We start from the raw sequence: 20,807 nt of genomic DNA on the forward strand, positions 1-20,807 counted from the left end.
CCGGACTATCAGAAAAACGCCTGGATGCCGGTTTGCGCCCGGCCGAGGATCAGCGCGTGGACGTCGTGCGTGCCCTCGTAGGTGTTGACGGTTTCCAAGTTCTGCGCATGGCGCATGACGTGGTATTCGGCCTGGATGCCGTTGCCGCCGTGCATGTCGCGCGCCATGCGGGCGATGTCGAGCGCCTTGCCGCAATTGTTGCGCTTGACGATCGAGATCATTTCCGGCGCGAAGCGGCCCTCGTCCATCAGCCGCCCGACGCGAAGCGAGCCCTGAAGCCCGAGCGCAATCTCGGTCTGCATGTCGGCGAGCTTCTTCTGGAACAGCTGCGTGCCGGCCAGCGGCTTGCCGAACTGGTGCCGGTCAAGACCGTACTGCCGCGCCCGGTGCCAGCAGTCTTCCGCTGCCCCCATCGCGCCCCAGGAAATGCCGTAGCGGGCCCGGTTAAGGCAGCCGAACGGACCCTTCAGGCCCGAGACGTTCGGCAGCAACGCCTCTTCCGACACTTCCACATTGTCCATCACGATCTCGCCGGTGATCGAGGCGCGAAGCGAGAGCTTGCCGCCGATCTTCGGCGCCGACAGCCCCTTCATGCCCTTTTCCAGCACGAAGCCGCGGATCTCGTTGCCATGCGCTTCCGACTTGGCCCAGACGACGAAGACATCGGCGATCGGCGCGTTGGAAATCCACATTTTGGAGCCGTTCAGCACGTAGCCTCCGTCAACCTTCTTGGCGCGGGTCTTCATGCCGCCCGGGTCGGAGCCCGCATCCGGCTCGGTCAGGCCGAAGCAGCCGACCCATTCGCCGCTGGCGAGCTTCGGCAGATACTTCATCCGCTGTTCCTCGCTGCCATAGGCCTGGATCGGGTACATCACCAGAGATGACTGGACACTCATCATCGAGCGGTACCCCGAATCGATCCGCTCGACCTCGCGCGCCACCAGTCCGTAGGACACGTAGCCGGCTTCCGCGCCGCCATACTGCTCGGGAACCGTGACGCCGAGCAGGCCGGCCTCACCCATTTCCGAGAAGATCTCGCGGTCGGTGACCTCGTTGAGATAGGCGTCGGTCACCCGCGGCATCAGCTTGTCGGCGGCGAAAGCCCTGGCCGCGTCCGCAATCATCCGCTCTTCTTCGGTCAGCTGATCATTGATCAGGAACGGATCGTCCCATTGAAAAGATGATTTCGCGGACTTGATCGAAACGGCGGGGGACACGGACATCTCAAAAACTCCAGTTTGTTCCAGTCGGGACACATGTCGACCCCGGCAAGGGGCACATTGCAGCATATAGTCCTCTTTAACACGGATTAAACGAGATACTATAGGCTTAAAATATATTTCGTGGGCGACGCTGCTCCGGAGCGCACGCTCACACCGCCGCGGGCGGTTCCATCACTTCCCACAGCGCAATCAGCTCCCGCCCGGCGTCTGCCGCAAGCGGCGCCACCAGCCGCGCCAGCGAAACCGTCCGCCCGCCATGCCACCAGGAGGTTGTCTCGAAATAGTCGGGAATCCCGCTTGCAAGCGTCTCCTCGAAGGCATTGATCACACGCTTGATGCTGAGCGGCGGCACGCTTTCCACCACCGGCCTGTTCTTGACCGGAGGACCGAAAGGCCAGGGTTTGCTCGCAGCGAAGTCGCGCCAGATCAGCTGTCGTTCCGGCCCTTCTACGCCGATCCGCGCCAGCAGCGGATACTCGCTGCTCAGCGCGCCGATGTCGAAGTCGGAGGATTGGGGCAAGCCGTCCTTCGCCTTCTCAAGCCACAACCCGTGGAATTCACGGATGCGTGGATGGGCTTTGTCGGGCAATTGAAAGCTGGAGGGCGACAAGTGGCTGTTCATGCGAAATAGGTACTCATTGCGATGCGGTAATAAGTCTAGCATAGCTTTGATCTCGACAACGTCGCCTGTTCAGCGTTTACTTGGCGCGCCGATCTCTTAACCTTGGACGCCAACCGCATGAAGCCGACACTGGCAGACCAGTTCGAAGTCGCCGCCGGGTTGGCCTCCGGGATCAGTCGCTATGCGGCCAGTCTCGGCATCGATTCCGACCCCATTGCAAGGGCCTGCGGACTGGATCCGAGCCGGTTTACGATCATCGGCGAACGGATCAGTCTCGATCGCGTTTGCCGCTACATGGAAGCGCTGGCGCTGATATCGGGCGATGACCTGTTCGGACTGAAATCGGTGGAGGGGTTTGAGCGCGGCGCGTCCGGCCCGTTCGGATACGCCATGATGAACGCGCCCACCGTGCGCGATTGCCTGGTCTTCATGGGCCGCAATCTTCAAAAGATCAGCGAGACCAGCATCTGCACGCTGGAAATCGGCCCCCGCGCCGCACATTTCGAATGGACCTACTCTCCGCTGATCCTGCGCCGCGCTCAGTTCGTCGATCTTGGAACCGCGCAGACTTTCAATCATTTCCGCGCCATCCTCGGCGACGACGTTCGCAAGATACGCGTGGAACTGGAGCGCGACCGCCCGATAAATACAAATTTATTCAAACGCTTGTTATCGCCTCATGTGACCTTCAACGCCCCTGTCAACGCCCTCATCCTGCCAACGGATATCCTTGACCGGGTCAACCCCAGGCCGACCTGCGGCTGTTCGCCATGATGTCGCAGCAGATGGAGGCGATCGAGCCGCGCCGCGCCGATCTCAACGATCCCGTGGCCATTGTCCGCCTGCACGTGGCCGAAAGCCTGTCAGGCGTACCACTCACCCTGGCAAGCGAGGCCGAGAGGCTTGGCATGAGCCCGCGTACGCTGCAGCGCCGGTTGACCGACGCCGGAACCAGCATGCAGTCGATCGTCGATGATTGCCGCAAGGAAATGGCCGAACGGCTGCTGCTGGAGACCAATCTCACGCTTTCCAGCATCGGCTACAAGATCGGCTTCTCCGCGCCCGCCGCATTCACCCGATCGGCGATCCGGTGGTTTGGCATGACCCCGAGCGAGTTCCGGGAAAAGCGTGAGAAGGTTCTCTGACTTACAAGCGATAGGTTCAATTTTAATCGATTGGTCAAATCACGCTTTTTGGCGCGCGCCGTGAAGGCGAATTTGTCGCAGACAGGGCATAAGCTTCCCAACACATCAAACACAATCTGGTGTTGCTTCGCGGCGGGACGCCCATCCCGCCGCGTTGTTCACTTCAGATGCGGCAGACCTTGCCGTGCCGAAAGGACTTCACATGGATCTCGGAAACGAAAAAGGGTTCCCTCCGTTGACACGAACAGAACTTTCTTGCCTCCGCCGTTGCGCGGACGGCCGTACCGATCAGGAAATCGGCCGTGAACTGGAATTGACCGCCAGCGAGGTTGCCTCCGTGCTTTCCGTGGTCTTGCTGAAACTGCGCACGCCCAACCGGATGGCAGGCCTTGCCAAGGCCGGCCGGCTCGGGCTTCTCGTCACCAGCAACGACTGACACGAACAAGAACCGCTGCCCATCAGCCTTCGGGGCGGGGCCGGGTCCGAGGCGCGGTTTTTGAGGACGTCAGCCCGAAAAAGGCGGGTTTCGGGCTGACGTCCACATTCTTGGATCAAAAAATTCGGACATTCTCTGCCGGCAATCGCACTGTGCTGACAGTCACAGCCAGGTGTCATAGTCCGATACCAGCAGATGCCGCGGTTTCTCGTCTTCGATGATCGTTGAAAACCGGCCGATCGGATCGCTAAACACATTGTCCGTCAGATCGTCATTGACGGTCGAGACCTCGCCGATAAGCACATCACCGCCTTCTCCCCAGAACGCATGCCAGACCCCGGGCATCAGGGTCACGCTCTCGCCGGGATCGAGCTTCAGCAGTCCCCCGGCCGGAAGAGTGCGCATCACCCCGTCGGTCGGAACCGACACATCGGCCGAAGTGTCGATCGAGCCATCTTCGGCCGCGGCGAACAGTTCCAGCACCAGCTTGCCGCCACCGCGGTTGATGATGTCTTCGGCCTTGATGTTGTGCCGGTGCATCGGCGAGAACTGGTCCTTGCGTGAGATCATGATCTTCTCGGCGTAGAGCATGCCCCTGCCCGCCGCCAGGTCGGCCGCCGAGCCGTTGCGCACGGTAAACAGGAACAGGCCCAGATCCTCGAACCTGCCCTGCCCGTAATCGGTGATGTCCCAACCCAGCCGGTTGGCGCGAATGGCGTCGGCGTCCGAAGCCGTTCGCGCGCGCATTTCCTGAGGGCTCCAATAGGCAAACGGCGGCATCACATAACCGAAGGAGCGGATGAAGCGATCGCTTTCTTCAAGTATTTCGTTGATCTCACTGCGTTCCATGACATGTCCTGCGGCTCGGATGGAGAGGCTACCTGCTGGCCCCTGATTTAGAGGCCGGTGCCCGGCGTGGCAATTGCACCGGCTGAACTTTCGCGCTATGCGGGGTCCGCATAACAGTCGCAGTCGCAACAATTAAGGGATAAACCAACGACAATGACTTTGCCCCAGACACGATCCGCGGAAACCCCGGTCGCCGGCACACTGGCGCTCGAAGGGTTTCTTCCCTACCGGCTGGCCCGTGCGGCGGAAATCATCAGCCGCCAGTTTGCCACCCTCTACCGCGAGCGGCACGGCCTGACCCGCCCCGAATGGCGGACATTGGCCACCATCGGCCAGTTCAACCGGATCACCGCCACCGAGATCGGCACCCACTCGTCCATGCACAAGACGAAGGTCAGCCGCGCCATCCGCGCGCTCGAGGAGCGCAAGTGGATCACCCGCCAGGTGGATCAGACGGATCGCCGCGTCGAGCATATCGAGCTCACGCGCGAGGGCCGCATCCATTACCGGGACCTGGTCACGCTTGCTCGCAGCTACGAGGCCCGCCTGGTTGAAATGCTCGGCGAGACCGGCGCCGCTGAACTCGAAGCCGGTATCAGCGCCATCGAAACCAGAATCGAGCGCTCCTGAGTCAGGGCCGGACGGGCCCACGAACACGCCTCCAGCGGACCGATGTCCATCCCTGCGCAGGCGCCCGGTTTGTGCAGCGGCGGCTTGAAGATCATGCCGACTGAACCATCATGACCCGGGTATCGGAACTTCCTGCCGCATAGCTTCCATGAAGCTGGCAAGCGCGGGCAGAACGTCCGTCGAAGCATCCTCAAGCACGGTGTGCGACGCGAAGGGAAGGTTGAGCAGCCGCGAGCCCTCGACCCGCTGCGCAAGCTCAAACGCCTGGCGGCGCGAGACGAAAAAATCCTCATCGCCGTGAATGACCATAAGCGGGGCAGAAATGGCGCCCGCCGTTTCACCGGGATAGGCGTCCGCACTGCTGCCCAGCCACATCGCCCTGGTCGTCTCGAACAGTCTGGCAAATTCGGGGTCAGGGTGCTCGGCCTCGTGGCGCTCGACTTGCTTCGCGAACATTCCGCACCAGGCCAGACGCGGCAAGCCGGAGCGCGACGATACCGCCATTGCTGTGGCCGATGATCCCTACCTGCCATGACCCAGATAAGCGAGGACAGCGGCAATATAGTCCGCGAGCCGAGGGCAACTCAGGGTGGCCGCGCCGAGGGCGGACCTTCCAGGTCCCTGGCTGTGTCGATCGCGATCAGCCGGCAACACATGGCGAGCTGGCCTGCCAGCGGCGCAAAATCCATCCGGCTTCCAGACCGCCATGCAGAAGCACGACCACCGACCGGTCTGCCCTGCCTGTTTCAGAGACAAACAAAGCAGCATCTCCCGCCCTGACAGTCTCGCCTGTGTCAAACAGGCCGCCTCCAGACCGTCTGACATGGTCCAGTATCTGCGCGATACGGTAACTGCGTATTGCTCCAGATTAAGTCAGCAGCGCATCGATTGTTGATGTCAAAGCGCCGTCCCAGTTGGAGCCTCGCAACCAGTCCAGACGTCTGTCGCGATTGTTCAAGACATGTCCCGGAACGGGTTCCACATGTCGGCTGTCAACATCACCACAAGGAGCAACAAATGATCTTCAGATATTCGATCCTCTATGTCGACGATGTCGCGGCGTCGATAGACTTTTATGCCCGTGCCTTCGAGCTGGAAAAGGCCTTTCTGCACGAGTCAGGTGACTATGGCGAACTGGCGACCGGAACAACGAAGCTCGCATTTTCCTCGACCGCGCTCATGCGCCAGCTTGGCAAGCTCCCCGGCAGGCCTGATCCCAAGGCCCCGGTGTTCGAGTTGGCGTTTGAAACCGCAGATGTTCGTGCGGCTCTCGACCGCGCCGTCGCGGCGGGAGCCTTGCTGGTGCAAGAGGTGCGGGAGGAGCCGTGGGGCCAGACCACATCCTATGTCAGCGATCCAAACGGCTATCTGATCGAAATCTGTTCGTCGGTCCAATTGCCGAGCGCCGGCTGACTGACCTGCTCGAGCAGGGAAGCATTCCGTCTGAGCTGCGTCGGGGTCCGATGGAACCAGCGGAGGAATTCGCGCGTCATGTGGGCCTGATCGCTGTAGCCGAACGCGCAAGCCACCTCCGCCAGTGGCGCGGAGGTGGCGAGGTGTCCTGCGGCCAGACGCGCGCGCCCGAGGAGCCGCCAGAAATCCGGAGGCGGCAGATGAAGGTCCCGGAACCGCCTCTGCAGAGTCCGGGCGGAAACGCCGAGGCTCCCGGAGACCGACTGCACCGTCGATCCGGGAAAAGTCAGGGCCAGAATGGCGTGGCCCAACTCTTCTGAAAAGACGGCCGCATTCCCGATCAGGTCCTCGGTGCCGCCCGCGCTTTTCGCCTTCGCGGCAAGCGCTCGCGGATCAACCGTCGCGCCGGGGCGGAGCCGAAAGCCGCGGATGTCCGTGCCGGCCCGAAGCGGGACGGCACGCGGGTGAAAGTCAATATCCGTCAAGACGATGCGATCTGGCCTGCCTTTCTCGGCAATGACCAGCACATCGCGGCACCCATCGGGAAACACGATGGACGTTTCGGTGGCCTCGGCGACATGATGCCATTTTTGAAAGTGAGCTGCGGTGTCCATGGAGTCGTCGATAACAGATGGCCAGACGCTGAGGCAATGTCGGTTTCCTGGCTTTTCCTCCGCGAGGCTACCGCTCCATCGCTCCCTTGCCTGCGATGATCTTGTCTCGATATTTGGCGATGCGGTTAATGCGGGTCTGGGAGGTCTTGGCTGAGCTCAAAGCGATGACGTAGCTCTTCTGGCGGCCAGGCGTGAGAGCGTGGAAGGCTTCGGCAAGCTCGGGGTCGGCGTCGAGCACCTCGACCAGTTCGTCTGGCAGATCGAACCCGCCCTCCTCTTTCGGCGGTTTGAGGCCTTTTTCGGCATAGGCCATCGCCTCTTCCAGATAGGACCGGATGATGGATTCCATCGCTGCCACCTGTTCATTGCCGGTGAACCGGATCATGTCGGGATGCCTTGTGTTTGGACCCTGCCGCTCAAGCACGCCGTCGGGATCCTTCATCAGGCCCGCATTGAAGAAGCTCAGCCGGAAATCGCCGCGCAGGGCGCCGATGATGGCGATGTTGCGCCCCGCGTGCATGTAGCACGGATGCGCCCACTTGACGGTTTCCTCGAGCCCCACGTCGCGGCAGATGCGGCGCAGCGTCTCAAGCCCTTCGGTCCATTGCTTCACCGAACAGTCGGGCGTGTCGAACCGGGCGCACCGCCCGCAGCCCCGTGTGAAAAAATCCTCGATGTCGGTGATCATCATGGCGCGCTCCTCTGCACGGTCCGGCAGCTCCATTCGCCCGGCAATGCGGGTTCAGCCGCCCCATGGCCCGTGGTGTTCGCCTTCAGCATCCAGCCGCTCGAACCCGTGCGCGCCGAAGAAATCGCGCTGTGCCTGGATCAGGTTGGCGGTGCCGCGTCCGCGCCGGTAGGTGTCGAAATAACCAAGCGCGCTGGCGAGTGCCGGCACCGGCAGGCCGTTCAGGGCCGCCTCCGCCACAATCCGCCGAAGCTCCATGTCGGTGTCCTCGATGATTTTCGAGAACGCCGGGGTCAGCGCCAGGTTCGGCACATCCGGGTTTTCGGTAAAGGCGGTGGCGATTTCATCGAGGAACAGAGACCGGATGATGCAGCCGGCGCGCCAGATCCGGGCGATGGTGGCCATCGGCAGGTTCCAGCCGAATTCCTCCGAGGCGGCAGCCATGACGGCAAACCCTTGCGCGTAGGCTGCGACCTTTCCGGCCAGCAACGCCTTTCCGAGATCATCGACCACCTGCTGGTCGTCGCGCCGGTCCTGCTGACGGGGGAGCCCCAGAAGCTTTTCGGCCTGCGCTCTCTGCGCGCGCATCGCCGACAGCGAGCGTGCCGCCACTGCCGCCTCGATTGCGGTCGCCGGCACACCCATCATCTGGCTTTCGATCACCGACCAGCGGCCGGTGCCCTTCTGCCCCGCCGCATCGACGATCATGTCGACGATCGGGCGTCCGGTTGCCGCGTCCTGGACGCTGAGAACCTCGGCGGTGATGTCGATCAGGTAGGAATCGAGCGGTCCCTTCGACCAGGCAGAGAAGACCGACGCCATCGTCGGCGCATCCATGGAGAGATGGTCTCGCATGACCCCGTAGACCTCGGCGATCATCTGCATGTCGGCATATTCGATGCCGTTGTGGATGGTCTTGACGAAATGCCCGGCGCCATTTTCGCCGAGCCATGCCGCACAGGGCTCGCCCTGGTACTTGGCGGAAATCGCGGTGAGCACCGGCTCGACCCGGCGCCAGGCCTCCTCCTTGCCGCCGACCATGATTGAGGGCCCGCGGCGCGCACCTTCCTCGCCACCCGAAACGCCCATGCCGATGAAGGTCAGGCCCGAGCCCTCGAGTTCGGTGAAGCGGCGCATGGTATCGCGGAAGTTGGCGTTGCCGGCATCGATGATGATGTCATTGGCTTCAAGCAGCGGCCTCAGCGCCGAGATCTGCTGGTCGACCGGCTCTCCCGCCTTGACCATGATGATCACCGGCCGCGGCGGACGGATGGCGGCAACGAACTCCTCAAGCGTGGCGCAAGCAGTTACCCTGTCGGACAGGTCACCGGCTGCGGCCGCGAATTCCTCCGTGCGCGACGCCGTCCGGTTGTAGACGGCGACATGATAGCCGTTGTCGGCGATGTTCAGCGCCAGGTTGGCGCCCATCACGCCCAGTCCGATCACCCCTATTTCAGCTTCGGCCATACAACTCTCCCATTCCCATCGCCAGTCCGCTTTAAATCTGAAATGATTCAAAGAGATGACTGCGCGCCACCCCGCAAACTCCACAGCATGTGCTCCACGCGCGTTGCGATGCTTCAGGCGCGGAACGACCGGATCAAACTGTGGCCCATGCCGCCCGTGACGGCAAGCGCAGGGGATGATTATCCCATTCAATTGTCATGGATTGGTAGAGGTACGTCCTGTCCGCGCGGGCGGGTTTCGCGAAAGGCTCAGTCCGGTTTCGGCTTGTCGTCACCATCGTCAAGCACCCGCCAGGCTGCGCCGTCGAGGTCCTCGTACTGGCCGCTTTTCATCGACCACAGGAAGGCGCCAAGCCCCAGTGCCCCGAGAAAAAGCGCTATCGGAATAAGGAAGATCAGATTGTTCATGCTTGCGCCCCGAGGCCGGGACGGACAGCGGCTGGTGCGGCCTGTTCCGGCGCGGCCTTCGCGAACTGCTCGACCCGCGTCTTGCGCCTGAGCCTCAGGGAATTGAGAACGACGATGACCGACGACGACGACATCGCCAACGCGGCGATCAGCGGTGTGGCGTAGCCCATCACCGCAATAGGTACGGCGATCACATTGTAGGCGACAGCCAGCGCGAAATTCTGCCGGATCAGGCTGCCAGCCTTGCGCGAAACAGCGATCGCCAGCGGCACGGCCTCGAGTGAATCATGCAGGAACACGAAATCCGCTGCCATGCGGCCGACATCGGCGGCACTTGCCGGCGCCATCGACACATGCGCCGCCGACAGTGCTGGCGCGTCATTCAGCCCGTCGCCCACCATCAGTGGCTTGCGGCCCTCCGCCGCCAGCGCCTTGATGCGGTCGACCTTGCCGCGCGGCCGCACACCGGCGACATAGGCGCTCACGCCAAGTTCGCCGGCCAGCGCCTTGACCGGCCCCTCGCGATCGCCCGACAGGATTTCGGCGTCGATGCCGAGCGCCGACAGACCCGCCACCGCCTGGGCCGCGCCGCGCCGCATCTGATCGGAGAAAAGGAAGATATCGAGAAACCTACCGTTCTTCGACAGGATCACCTGGCTCGCGTCGGCGGCGCGTGCGATCCCCTCGTCGCGCTCATCGAGCGCGAAGACGGCGCGGCCGAGCCGGTAGACATCGCCCTCGGGGGAAGTCGCCTCGACCCCTTCGCCGGGCGTTTCGGTGATGTCGAACTCCGTCAATCCATCGTCGCCCGAATCGAAATCGGCCAGCGCCTGGCTTAACGGATGGCGCGAGGCCCGCGCGATCCGCGCCGCGATGGCAAGGTGATCGGGCGCCACAGCGGCGGAATTGATCAGCCTCGGCTTGCCCCGCGTCAGCGTGCCGGTCTTGTCGAAAACCACATGGTCAGCCTGCGCCAGCCGCTCCATGGCCGAACCGTCCTTGACCATGATGCCGTTCTCAAACAGCCGTCCCGCCGCAATCACCTGAACCACCGGCACCGCGAGCCCCAGCGCGCAGGGACAGGTGATGATCAGCACGGCCACCGCAGTCAGCATCGCGGTGCGCCAGTCGCCCGACACCATCATCCAGCCGATGAAGGTGCCGAGCGCCAGAAGATGCACCGCCGGCGCATAGATGGCCGATGCCCGGTCGGCGATGCGCCGGTAGCCGGCGCGGCCGCTTTCCGCAGCCTCCATCATCGACACCATTTCCGCCAGGAACGAGTTTTGCGCGCTTCGCGTCGCTTCCAGCACCAGCGCGCCGGTCAGATTGAGCGTGCCCGCCGGTGTCAGCGATCCGGCCTCGACCAGTTGCGGCGCGCTCTCGCCGTTGACAACAGCGAAATCCATGTCGGAACGGCCGGAGACGACCCGCCCGTCGACCGGAATCCGGTCGCCCGGCGCGATCGCCAGCCGCATGCCGGGTTCGATCTCGTCCAGCGCCAGGTACTCGCGGCTGCCGTCGTCGCGGATCACCATGGCCCCGCGCGGCGACAGCCGCACCAGGTTGCGCACCGCCGAACGGGCCTTCTCGCGCATCATGTGGTCGAGCGTGCGCCCGGCCAGCAGGAAGAACAGCAGCGTCACCGAGGCGTCGAAATAGGCGTGTTCGCCGTGGGTAATGGTCTCGTGCAGCGAAATCCCGTAGGCGAGGATCACCCCCAGCGAGATCGGCACGTCCATGTTGGCGCGGCCGTGCCTGAGCGCACCCCAGGCCGAGACAAAGAAGATGCGGCCGGAATAGATTAGCGCAGGCGCCGCGATCAACGCCGAGATCCAGTGAAACAGGTCGCGTGTCGCCGCTTCTGCGCCGGACCAGACCGAGACCGACAGGAGCATGACGTTCATCGAGGCAAATCCGGCGACAGCCAGCGCCTTGAGCAGCTCGCGCAGTGCTGGATCGGCGCTCTCGTCGGCGCCGCCGGGCAGATGCGCCGGATAGCCCAATGACTTGAGTTTTTCTCCGAGAGCAGTCAGCACGGTTTCCGGATGCCCGCCGCCATCGGCGCCATTGTCCTTGCCGTCAAACACCACCGACACACGGCGGGTGGAAAGATTGACGCGCGCATGATCGACGCCAGCGGTCTTGGGGAGTTCCTTCTCCAGAAGCGCGATGCAGGCACCACAATGCACGCCCGGCACGATTAGGTCGACCTGGCGCAATCCATCGCCGAGCGGACGGCTCGACAGCCACATTTCCTCGGCTGACGGACCTTCCGATTTCAGCGCTTCAAGTTCGGCAGCGCTTTCCGTACCTGCCGCGCAGCAACTCAATTTCCGATGCTCCCGTCCGCCCTGACGTGAAACCGCCGGCCCTTCTTGTAAAGCGTCTGCCCGTCCCGCGTTGCGGTCACCGTGGCGATCCACTCGCCTTCCGCAAGTTCGCCGGCGCCGCGATAGATGCCATCGGCATCGCGCGTCAGCACCATGTGACGGTCGCTGTGCTCGCCCACCGGCCGCCGCAACTCGGCGATCATTGTGTCCGCAATGGCGAGGTTACCCGCGGCATCGATGAAATCGATCTCCAGCCCATCGACATTCGGAATCAGCTTCATCCGGTAGCCGAGCGCGTCGATGGCGCGGGCTTCGGCCGCCTTGGCGTTGAACTCCTGGCTGGCCACGTAGGTATTGGGCACAACCAGCCCGCTCCAGGTGGTGATCGCGAACCGGGCCATCACCAAGTTGACGGTGATGATGACGCCGAAGAATGCCACCATGGTCGCCAGCATGTGCTTGCCGGTAAATTCGGTTGGCTGGAATATCGAGCGCAACATCTGCATCACTTCGTCTCCGGACCGTGGAAGTTGGCGGTATAGGCGTCACGTTCGAAGCTCGACTTGTCTTCGGCGATGAAACGGAACGTCGCGGTCTCCGAGCTCACGAATTCCTTCGGCTGCAGCACGTTGACCCTGAGTTCCCGCAGCCGGTCGGGTTCGACCGGGATCGCGAACGAGACACCTGCCGGCTGCTCGATGCCCGGTATCTTCATGGTCGCGCCAGGCAGGCCCTCGATCGACAGGAAGATGACGCGCGGTTCCGGGATCATGTTGAGGATCTTGACCGAATAGCCGTTGCGGATGTCGCCGTTGGATTCCAGCACGAATTGCGGATTGCGGTCATGCAGCACATTGACCTCGAGCCGGTCGCGCGACAGCAGCGCCACCAGAAGGCCGATGCCGACCAATGACCACACACCCATATACAACAGCGAGCGCGCCCTGAACACGATGCGCCAATTGAAATGCTTGACCGCATCGATGAACCCGCCATCGGCGGTGCGCACCCGGCTCGGATTGAGCGCGCCGGTTTCCGGGTCGCGCGCCAGCGTCATGTTGTCGGCATAGTCGGACAGCGTGGCGTAGGAAATCAGCCCGCGCGGCCGGTCGAGCTTGTCCATGATCGCGTCGCATGCATCGATACACAGCGCGCAGGTGATGCATTCGAGCTGCTGGCCGTCGCGGATGTCGATGCCCATCGGGCACACCGCGACACAGGCATTGCAATCGACGCAATCCCCCTGGATCAGCCCCTGTGCCGCCGCCTTCTTGGCGTGACGGCCACGCGGCTCGCCGCGCCAGTCATTGTAGGTGACGACCAGCGAATTCTCGTCGAGCATCGCCGCCTGGATGCGCGGCCAAGGGCACATGTAGATGCAGACCTGCTCGCGCATCAGCCCGCCGAACGTGTAGGTGGTGGCCGTCAGGATCGCCACGGTGATATAGGCCACCGGCGCGGCATTGCCGGTGAGGAAATTCATCAGAAGCGTCGGCGCATCGGCAAAATAGAAGATCCAAGCGCCGCCGGTGGCCACGCCGATGAAGATCCAGATCGCGTGCTTAGCCACGCGTTTGCCGAGCTTGGAAGCGCTCCAAGGCGCGTTTTCGAGCTTCATGCGCTGGTTGCGGTCGCCCTCGATCGCCCGTTCGACCACCAAGAACAGATCCACCCAGACGGTCTGCGGACAGGTGTAGCCGCACCAGGCGCGGCCGACAGCGGACGTGATCAGGAACAGCCCGAAGCCAGCCATCACCAGAAGACCGGCGACGAAGAAGAACTCCTGCGGCCAGATCTCGATGAAGAAGAAGTAGAACCGCCGGTTGGCGAGGTCGAGCAGCACCGCCTGGTCGGGGGCGTACGGACCGCGATCCCATCTCAGCCAGGGCGTGACATAGTAGATGCCCAGCGTCACCAGCATGATCAGCCACTTGAAGCGGCGGTAGGTTCCCTCCGCCCGCTTCGGAAAGATCTTCTTGCGGGCTTCATAAAGCGGCTTGCGTTTCCAGGCGGCATTGACCGCTTCGGCCTCAAGCCGTTCGATTTCATCGAGGTCTGCGGAAGGGTCTGCGGGCGTCTGCGTGTTCATATCGGGCACCATTGGTTTGGAGCGCACCATGCATCCGCGACTTCACACATGCCTTGATCAAGATCAATCCGTCACAGCCAGCGCCCGCCCGTGCCCGCGGCGTCCGGGCGCCGTCGGGCGCCCCGGCGACGAGGCGGCGCCCTCGTCCCGGAAGTCCCTGCCGATCATCCCGATCGCCACATCGGTGCCGAAATCCGGCGACCAGGCCGCCGCGACGATCTGCCCCGCGATCTCTTCTCCGGCGCTGGCAATCCAAGGCTCCGTGCGGGACGGCACCGTCTTTCCGTCGATCTTCAGAGAGCAGATCTGCTTGAGCGGACCTTGCTTCGCGACCCGCAGCAGCGCATCGCGGCCGACCCAGCCGATGGCCGGGCGTGTGTCGCAAAACCGCCCCAGGCACGCATTCATGCGGCGTATTGGCGCGGCTCATGTCTTTGCCGCAGGACGGCATCCCGGTTTCGATCCGTTCGATCAGGTTCGGGCACCCGGCCCGCACGTCGAGATCCCTGCCCGCCTCGAACAATGGCGGCATTGGAAGTTTCCCCGGCAAGCGGCACGCAGTCATGCTCTGCACCGTGAGACCAGTCGCGGCATTCCAGGTGACGCGGACCAAACCGCGCCATTTGAGAACACTGTTCCGGCGCTCAGGCCACCAGTCCGGTGCGTTCGGCAAACCACCACACCGCCACGCAGGCGATCGCCAGCGACATCGGCATGGTGACCCGCGCCCGGTACCAGCTCTTCTCGGAGAACCATGCCCCGAACAAAGCATAGCAGGCAGCCACGACAGCCAGCTGGCCCACTTCCACGCCGACATTGAAGCCAATCAGGCCGCTGACAAAATGCGTCGGCGACAGCCCGAACTCCGTCAGCACGCCGGCAAAGCCGAGACCGTGCAGCAGCCCGAAGCCGAACACCACGAAGGGCCGCCAGGGGCTCAGGCGGTTGGTCGCCAGGTTTTCCACCGCGATAAAGACGATGGAGGCAGCAATCAGCGGCTCGACGATGCTGGAAGGCGCGGAAATCACGCCGAGCATGGCCAGCGCCAGCGTCACCGAATGGGCGATGGTAAAGGAGGTGATCTGGATCAGCAGCGGCTTGAGCCGCGGCGACAGCAGGAACAGCCCGACGACGAACAGGATGTGATCGAGTCCCTTGGGAACGATGTGGGTGAAGCCGATGCCGATGTAATCCCAGAACACTTGTCCCGCGCTCACGGTAAGCCCGCCTTCCACCGGTATCGGCTCGCTGGGGCTGCCGTCGCCGAGATAGGCGGAATAGCCGTACCCGCCCTCAGCATCCGGCACCCGGATGACGCTCGGACCGAAGGCGGGATCAAACGAGTAGACCACGTTCTCTGCTCCGGCCGGCAACGGGCCCGAGAGCTGCAACCGGCTCAGCCGGGCGAAATCCGTGTCTCCCACCGGATCAAGCTCGATCCCAACGACATCCAGCGGAACATCGGCCCCATCAGCGGTCAGCCTGACGCCCTGCAGAAACCTCGGCCTGAACCGCTCGAACTCCGCCGCCAGCCCGGTCTCATCGAGACGCCGCAGGTCGTCGTAGCGTGCAGCATTGGGGCTGTCGTCGGTGTCGCCATGCTCCGCGCCGATCTCCGCCAGCGCCGCCTCGAGGATCAGCGACATGTCGAGCCGCACCGTGCCGTCGCCGGCAAACACCAGATCAGCGATAGCCGGCCGGATTTCATGGGCGCGCAAGCCGGAAGGCCCCGCCAAGACCAGCAGAACCGCAACCACCAGGCCCGCAAGCACTTGATTTATCATTCGGGAGCACATCTTCATCTGGAAAGCCACTTTGGAGAAAACACGATGGAACGACCGGCACGGCCCAGCCTGATCCTTGGACTGGCATGGGCACTAGTTGGCGCGGTGCTGGCCGCAAGTCCAGTCTCGGCGCATGAATTCTGGATCGAGCCCCATGATTTTGCAATCACCGGGGACGTCAAGATCGAGGCCGACCTGCGCGTCGGACAGGATTTCAAGGGCGATGCCTTCCCCTACGTCCCCTCCCGCTTTGCCGCGTTCAAGCTGCATGACCGGCTTGGCGACACCGATGTCGAGGGCGTGACCGGCGACTTTCCGGCGCTGAACCTGGCACCGCGCGCCGAGGGCCTGGCGATCTTCACCTATGTCTCGTCCGGCGACCGCATCCGCTTCCGGGACTGGGAAAAATTCGCCGCCTATCTCGACCTCGAAGGCTTGAACACGATACCCGCCCGCCATGACGCCCGCGGCTTGCCGCGCGACGATATCAGCGAGATCTACACCCGGTGCGCCAAGACCCTGGTCGCCGTTGGCGACGCATGGGATGACACGGACCGCGCCACCAGCATGCGGCTCGAACTGGTGGCCGGCGAGAATCCGCTGACACTGAAGCCAGGCACGGAGATGAGCTTCACCCTGCTGTGGGAAAGCAAGCCGCTTGCCGACACGCAGGTCGCGCTGTTTCAGAAAGGCCAGGACGGGACCGCCGGGACGAGAACCCACGCCCGCACCGACTCCAGCGGCCGCGTCAGCTTCACCATCCCGGCCAGTGGCGTCTATCTGGCAGCGAGTGTGCACATGATCGAAGCCCCGGTCGACCGCAACGCCGACTGGCAGAGCTACTGGGCCTCGCTGACGTTCGGGGTGGAGTGAGCCAGGGGCCGATTCAAGGATGCGACCGCCCGCTAGCGCCTTCCAGGCAGCTTAGCCAACCGAAACGAGATACGGCTTCAGCCTGTCGCCTTCCTCAAGGCGGGCCCCATCCCTGTCAGAATTTAGTGAATATTTCTGGCAAATTGACCCAGTCAGAAAAATCAGAGAAAGCTTAAATACGAATAGTGTTTGAGTGTTTTCTGCAACTGACTCGGCGGGCGCTTCAAATGCGATGCTCGGAAAATCTGTTCGATGTGGTAACGCCATCTCCCGCGGACAAAAACAACCTCGGCGTCCAGAAGATATTTCACACGATATTTCTGGAGCGAACCTTCGATAACGCGATAACTGTCCATACGATAACCGTCGACACTGGAACTTCACTGGGCGCACGAGTTCTTTGCGAGACCTACAAATCCGATGAATTGCAGGAAACAAGGTCGGTTAGATTTGCATCGGTAGACGCTGCGGTTGTTGAGGCGGGTCGATTGGCACATAACAAGATGTGCAATGGATTTCACTACAGGTTGGCTTCCACAGATACGAGCTATCGGGACAATACACCCCTCGCGATCGCCTAAGACGGTTGAGAGGCGGCCCTTTGCCTTGGTCCGTAACGATCCCGGCTCCACTTGGCGCACCTTGTCCACCCAGCCATAGCAGAACCGTCAGTGCTCCCCCGGCAATACACCGTCGGCTTGCTCCCGGTTACCCCTACAAAAACCCCGCCGGACTTGCATCCGGCGGGGTCTTTTTTGTTTCGTGACGGCCCTCTGCGAGGACCCGGTCGGATCTTACTGACCGCCGCCAAGCGTGTGGACGAAGACGGCGAGCTGCTTGATCGTCGGCTCGCCGAGACGGCCGACCCATGCGGGCATGACGCCGTGCTTGGGATTGCGGATCTGCGAGACGATCTGCGCCTCGGTCGAGGCTTTCAACCAGATACCATCCGACAGCCGCGGCGCGCCGAAGTCGGTCAGGCCCTCGGCATTATCGCCATGGCAGGCCGCGCAGTTTTCCGCAAACACCACCTTGCCGGGCTCGACCATGGCCGGATCGGCGGGCGTGTCGCTGAGGCTGACCACATAGGCAGCAACCTCGTTGATCTGCTGAGGCTCGAGCATGTCCGCAAAGGCGGGCATTTCGGAGACGCGGGTATCGGGGTCGGCGTCATAGCGGATGCCGTGGGCGATGGTCAGGTAGATCTGGTCGATCGTTCCGCCCCACAGCCAGTCGTCATCATTGAGGTTGGGATACCCGGCTGCACCCTGGGCGCCGGAGCCATGGCACTGTGCGCAATTGACCTTGAAGGCGGACGAGCCGCCGGCAATGGCGAACTGCAGCAGTTCAGGATCCGCCGCGATCTCCTCGACCGGGGTCGCGGCGATCTTTTCGAGCAGGGTGCCCTGCGCGGCCTTGGCGTCGGCCAGTTCGGACACCACCTCGGCGCGGCTGGAATAGCCCAGATACCCCTTGGTCGCTCCGTTGATCAACGGAATGGCCGGATAAAAGAACATGTAGCCGATCGCCCAGATGATGCAGAGATAGAACGTCCACAGCCACCAGCGCGGCAACGGATTGTTCAACTCCCGGATCCCGTCCCATTCATGGCCGGTGGTGGCGACGCCGGAGACGTCATCAATGTGTTTTTCGGACATGTCTCAGTCCTCCTTCAGCGGAATTTGCGCGGCCTCGGCGGCGGCATTCTTGGCGCCGGGACGGAGCATGAAGAGAACGACGCCAACAAAGACGACAAACATGAAGACAAGTCCCCAGCTGTCGGCGAAATGGCGCATGGCTGTATAGGTTTCCATCTCAGCCCCCTTACCGGTAACCGGATGCTTCGTCGTAGGTCGAGAAATCGACCAGCGTGCCGAGCATCTGCAGATAGGACACGAGCGCGTCCATCTCGGTGACCATGGCCGGATTGCCGTCGAAATCGCCCAGCTTGGCCTTGGGATAGCGCTCCTCGATGCCCGAGGTATCCGCCTCGGGATCGGCTTGCGCCATCAGGTCGGCTTCCGCATTGGCGACCATGTCTTCGGTGTAGGGCACACCGACGAGCAGGCTTGCATTGAGATCGGCCGTGACATTGGCAACCTTGAGCGGGGTCGTCGCCAGGAACGAATAGCTCGGCATGATCGATTCCGGCACCACGGAGCGGGGCTCCTTCAGGTGCTCGACATGCCATTCGTTCGAGTAGCGGTCACCGACGCGGGCGAGGTCTGGCCCCGTCCGCTTCGATCCCCACTGGAACGGATGGTCGTACATCGATTCCGCCGCAAGGCTGTAATGGCCGTAGCGTTCGACCTCGTCCCGGAAGGGACGGATCATCTGGCTGTGGCAGACATAGCAGCCTTCGCGGATGTAGATGTTGCGGCCGGCGAGCTCGAGCGGCGAGTAGGGACGCATTCCCTCGACTTTCTCGATGGTGTTCTCGAGATAGAAGAGCGGTGCGATCTCGACGATGCCGCCGATGGAGACCACCACGAGCGAGCCGACAAGAAGGAGCGTCGCATTACGCTCGATGATGCCGTGTTTTTCAATGAGTGACATGGTTCTGTCTCCTTACTCTGCCGGCTGCATGGCGGGTTCGCTGCCCGGAATCGGGGCCTCGTTCCGCTCATGGCCAAGGATGGTCATCAGTACGTTCCATCCCATGATGATGCCGCCTGCCAGGTACATCAGCCCGCCGATGGCGCGGAGCAGATAGTAGGGGTACATCGCAGCCACCGATTCGGCGAAGGAGTACACCAGGAAGCCCTGATCGTTGTATTCGCGCCACATCAGGCCCTGCTGAATGCCTGCGACCCACAGAACCGCCGCGTAGACGACGATGCCGAGCGTGGCGAGCCAGAAGTGCCAGTTGACCAGGCGCATCGAGTAGAGCCGGTCGCGGCCCCACAGCTTGGGCACCAGGTAGTAGATGGCGCCGAACGAGATCATGCCAACCCAGCCGAGAGCGCCGGAGTGGACGTGACCGATGGTCCAGTCGGTGTAGTGGCTCAGCGAGTTGACCGCCTTGATCGACATCATCGGACCTTCGAAGGTCGACATGCCGTAGAAGGCAACCGCGATCACCATCATCCGGATGATCGGATCGGTGCGGATCTTGTCCCATGCGCCAGACAGCGTCATCAGGCCGTTGATCATGCCGCCCCAGGAAGGCATCCACAGCATGATGGAGAACACCATGCCCAGTGTCTGCGCCCAGTCCGGCAGAGCGGTGTAGTGCAGATGGTGCGGACCGGCCCAGATGTAGAGGAAGATCAGCGCCCAGAAGTGGATGATCGAAAGACGGTAGGAATAGACCGGACGTCCGGACTGCTTGGGAATGAAGTAGTACATCATGCCCAGGAAGCCGGCGGTCAGGAAGAAGCCCACCGCATTGTGGCCGTACCACCACTGCGTCAGCGCGTCCTGCACGCCGGAGAAGGCCGAATAGCTCTTCACGCCGAGGAACGACACCGGCATCGCCAGGTTGTTGACGATGTGCAGCATGGCAATCGTGACGATGAAGGCAAGGTAGAACCAGTTGGCCACATAGATATGCGGCTCCTTGCGCTTGATGATCGTGCCCAGGAAGGTCAGCAGATAGGCCACCCAGACGACCGTCAGCCACAGGTCCACATACCACTCGGGCTCGGCGTATTCGCGGCCCTGGGTGATCCCCAGAAGATAGCCGGTTGCCGCCATCACGATGAACAGCTGATAGCCCCAGAACACGAACCAGCCGAGATCGCCGCCGAACAGCCGCGCGCGGGAGGTGCGCTGGACCACGTAGAACGATGTCGCGATGAGTGCGTTGCCGCCGAAGGCGAAGATCACCGCCGAGGTGTGCAGCGGGCGCATCCGACCGAAGTTGAACCAGGGCTCGATGTTGAGATCAGGAAAAGCCAGCTGGAAGGCGACGACGACGCCGACCAGAAACCCGACGATACCCCAGAAGGTCGTTGCGATGATGCCGTATCGCACCACCTCGTCAAAATAACCCGACTTGTCATCGGCCGATTGGCCGGTTGCGGTTGAGAAGTTGATTCGCCGCAGCAACAGCACGGTGCTCACCAGCAGGACGAAGAACAGGACCCACATATGGGCCGCGAACAGGTCGTCCTTGGCGAAAGCCACGCCGAGCAACGCCAGGAAGGCGAAAAGGCCCACGGCGATTGTTTCGAAAGCGTATTTCATGGTTGGTATCCCCCAGGGGTATCGGAACAGAGCCGGAAAAATCGCG

Annotated in this window: 23 protein-coding genes; 6 read left to right on the plus strand and 17 right to left on the minus strand. The window is 62.6% G+C overall.

The annotated features are described in order from the left end of the window. Positions 1-8: 8 nt before the first annotated feature. Positions 9-1,223: an acyl-CoA dehydrogenase gene (locus O4H62_RS09085; protein ID WP_269387182.1), complete on the minus strand. Its 1,215-nt coding sequence runs from the start codon at positions 1,221-1,223 to the stop codon at positions 9-11. 148 nt (positions 1,224-1,371) lie between these two features. Further along, on the minus strand, positions 1,372-1,845 hold the full coding sequence (locus tag O4H62_RS09090) for a hypothetical protein (RefSeq protein ID WP_269387183.1): 474 nt from the start codon (positions 1,843-1,845) through the stop codon (positions 1,372-1,374). A 117-nt stretch (positions 1,846-1,962) separates the two neighbouring features. On the opposite strand from O4H62_RS09090, the gene O4H62_RS09095 reads away from it, so the two are divergent. From O4H62_RS09095 to O4H62_RS09105, 3 genes are all read left to right on the plus strand, one after another. After that, complete coding sequence (locus O4H62_RS09095) at positions 1,963-2,619, plus strand: AraC family transcriptional regulator ligand-binding domain-containing protein (protein ID WP_269387184.1); 657 nt, start codon at positions 1,963-1,965, stop codon at positions 2,617-2,619. Next, positions 2,616-2,990, plus strand: coding sequence for a helix-turn-helix transcriptional regulator (locus O4H62_RS09100; RefSeq protein WP_269387185.1), 375 nt, complete (start codon positions 2,616-2,618; stop codon positions 2,988-2,990). Before O4H62_RS09095 ends, O4H62_RS09100 begins: the two co-directional genes overlap by 4 nt. Before the next feature lie 202 nt (positions 2,991-3,192). Then, a complete protein-coding gene (locus tag O4H62_RS09105) occupies positions 3,193-3,426 on the plus strand; it encodes a LuxR C-terminal-related transcriptional regulator (protein ID WP_269387186.1) in 234 nt (77 codons plus the stop codon). A gap of 162 nt (positions 3,427-3,588) precedes the next feature. Here O4H62_RS09105 and O4H62_RS09110 read toward each other — a convergent pair whose 3' ends face one another. Then, positions 3,589-4,275 (minus strand): D-lyxose/D-mannose family sugar isomerase, encoded by a 687-nt coding sequence (locus tag O4H62_RS09110; protein ID WP_269387187.1) that lies wholly within the window; start codon positions 4,273-4,275, stop codon positions 3,589-3,591. A 153-nt stretch (positions 4,276-4,428) separates the two neighbouring features. On the opposite strand from O4H62_RS09110, the gene O4H62_RS09115 reads away from it, so the two are divergent. Continuing rightward, positions 4,429-4,905: a MarR family winged helix-turn-helix transcriptional regulator gene (locus tag O4H62_RS09115; RefSeq protein WP_269387188.1), complete on the plus strand. Its 477-nt coding sequence runs from the start codon at positions 4,429-4,431 to the stop codon at positions 4,903-4,905. A 108-nt stretch (positions 4,906-5,013) separates the two neighbouring features. On the opposite strand, the gene O4H62_RS09120 is transcribed toward O4H62_RS09115, so the two are convergent. After that, complete coding sequence (locus O4H62_RS09120; RefSeq protein ID WP_269387189.1) at positions 5,014-5,361, minus strand: alpha/beta fold hydrolase; 348 nt, start codon at positions 5,359-5,361, stop codon at positions 5,014-5,016. Positions 5,362-5,922: 561 nt separating this feature from the next. Here O4H62_RS09120 and O4H62_RS09125 point away from each other — a divergent pair. Next, on the plus strand, positions 5,923-6,318 hold the full coding sequence (locus tag O4H62_RS09125) for a VOC family protein (protein ID WP_269387190.1): 396 nt from the start codon (positions 5,923-5,925) through the stop codon (positions 6,316-6,318). Here O4H62_RS09125 and O4H62_RS09130 read toward each other — a convergent pair. The 9 genes from O4H62_RS09130 to O4H62_RS09170 all read right to left on the minus strand — a co-directional run bounded on the left by O4H62_RS09130 (position 6,270) and on the right by O4H62_RS09170 (position 15,700). Next, positions 6,270-6,932, minus strand: coding sequence for an AraC family transcriptional regulator (locus O4H62_RS09130; protein ID WP_269387191.1), 663 nt, complete (start codon positions 6,930-6,932; stop codon positions 6,270-6,272). The genes O4H62_RS09125 and O4H62_RS09130 overlap by 49 nt on opposite strands. A 67-nt stretch (positions 6,933-6,999) precedes the next feature. Beyond that, positions 7,000-7,620, minus strand: a complete 621-nt coding sequence (locus O4H62_RS09135) for a YdeI/OmpD-associated family protein (RefSeq protein WP_269387569.1) — start codon at positions 7,618-7,620, stop codon at positions 7,000-7,002. Positions 7,621-7,674: 54 nt separating this feature from the next. After that, on the minus strand, positions 7,675-9,087 hold the full coding sequence (gene gndA / locus O4H62_RS09140; protein WP_269387192.1) for an NADP-dependent phosphogluconate dehydrogenase: 1,413 nt from the start codon (positions 9,085-9,087) through the stop codon (positions 7,675-7,677). Between the two features lie 248 nt (positions 9,088-9,335). Then, complete coding sequence (gene ccoS, locus O4H62_RS09145) at positions 9,336-9,494, minus strand: cbb3-type cytochrome oxidase assembly protein CcoS (RefSeq protein WP_269387193.1); 159 nt, start codon at positions 9,492-9,494, stop codon at positions 9,336-9,338. After that, positions 9,491-11,827 (minus strand): cation-translocating P-type ATPase, encoded by a 2,337-nt coding sequence (locus O4H62_RS09150; RefSeq protein WP_269387194.1) that lies wholly within the window; start codon positions 11,825-11,827, stop codon positions 9,491-9,493. Before O4H62_RS09150 ends, ccoS begins: the two co-directional genes overlap by 4 nt. After that, the gene (locus O4H62_RS09155; protein WP_269387195.1) at positions 11,824-12,333 is read right to left on the minus strand and encodes a FixH family protein; all 510 of its coding nucleotides are present in this window, start codon (positions 12,331-12,333) and stop codon (positions 11,824-11,826) included. The genes O4H62_RS09150 and O4H62_RS09155 overlap by 4 nt, the downstream gene beginning before the upstream one ends. Further along, the gene (ccoG, locus tag O4H62_RS09160) at positions 12,333-13,916 is read right to left on the minus strand and encodes a cytochrome c oxidase accessory protein CcoG (RefSeq protein ID WP_269387196.1); all 1,584 of its coding nucleotides are present in this window, start codon (positions 13,914-13,916) and stop codon (positions 12,333-12,335) included. Before ccoG ends, O4H62_RS09155 begins: the two co-directional genes overlap by 1 nt. Before the next feature lie 63 nt (positions 13,917-13,979). Beyond that, a complete protein-coding gene (locus O4H62_RS09165) occupies positions 13,980-14,324 on the minus strand; it encodes a hypothetical protein (protein ID WP_269387197.1) in 345 nt (114 codons plus the stop codon). 236 nt (positions 14,325-14,560) lie between these two features. Beyond that, on the minus strand, positions 14,561-15,700 hold the full coding sequence (locus O4H62_RS09170) for a HupE/UreJ family protein (protein WP_269387198.1): 1,140 nt from the start codon (positions 15,698-15,700) through the stop codon (positions 14,561-14,563). A 45-nt stretch (positions 15,701-15,745) separates the two neighbouring features. Between O4H62_RS09170 and O4H62_RS09175 the strand changes: the two genes are divergently transcribed. Beyond that, complete coding sequence (locus tag O4H62_RS09175; protein WP_269387199.1) at positions 15,746-16,573, plus strand: DUF4198 domain-containing protein; 828 nt, start codon at positions 15,746-15,748, stop codon at positions 16,571-16,573. A gap of 794 nt (positions 16,574-17,367) precedes the next feature. Here O4H62_RS09175 and ccoP read toward each other — a convergent pair. From ccoP to ccoN, 4 genes are read right to left on the minus strand one after another with little or no spacing between them, the layout of a single operon-like run. Beyond that, entirely contained in the window at positions 17,368-18,231 is an 864-nt protein-coding gene (ccoP, locus tag O4H62_RS09180) for a cytochrome-c oxidase, cbb3-type subunit III (protein WP_269387200.1), read from the minus strand. 3 nt (positions 18,232-18,234) lie between these two features. Next, the gene (locus O4H62_RS09185) at positions 18,235-18,387 is read right to left on the minus strand and encodes a CcoQ/FixQ family Cbb3-type cytochrome c oxidase assembly chaperone (protein ID WP_269387201.1); all 153 of its coding nucleotides are present in this window, start codon (positions 18,385-18,387) and stop codon (positions 18,235-18,237) included. A gap of 10 nt (positions 18,388-18,397) precedes the next feature. Next, the gene (gene ccoO / locus O4H62_RS09190; protein ID WP_269387202.1) at positions 18,398-19,129 is read right to left on the minus strand and encodes a cytochrome-c oxidase, cbb3-type subunit II; all 732 of its coding nucleotides are present in this window, start codon (positions 19,127-19,129) and stop codon (positions 18,398-18,400) included. Between the two features lie 12 nt (positions 19,130-19,141). Next, positions 19,142-20,761: a cytochrome-c oxidase, cbb3-type subunit I gene (gene ccoN, locus O4H62_RS09195; protein ID WP_269387203.1), complete on the minus strand. Its 1,620-nt coding sequence runs from the start codon at positions 20,759-20,761 to the stop codon at positions 19,142-19,144. Between the last annotated feature and the right edge of the window lie 46 nt (positions 20,762-20,807).

The organism is Parahoeflea alexandrii, assembly GCF_027214025.1.
In the GTDB taxonomy this organism is placed as follows: domain Bacteria; phylum Pseudomonadota; class Alphaproteobacteria; order Rhizobiales; family Rhizobiaceae; genus Hoeflea; species Hoeflea alexandrii_A.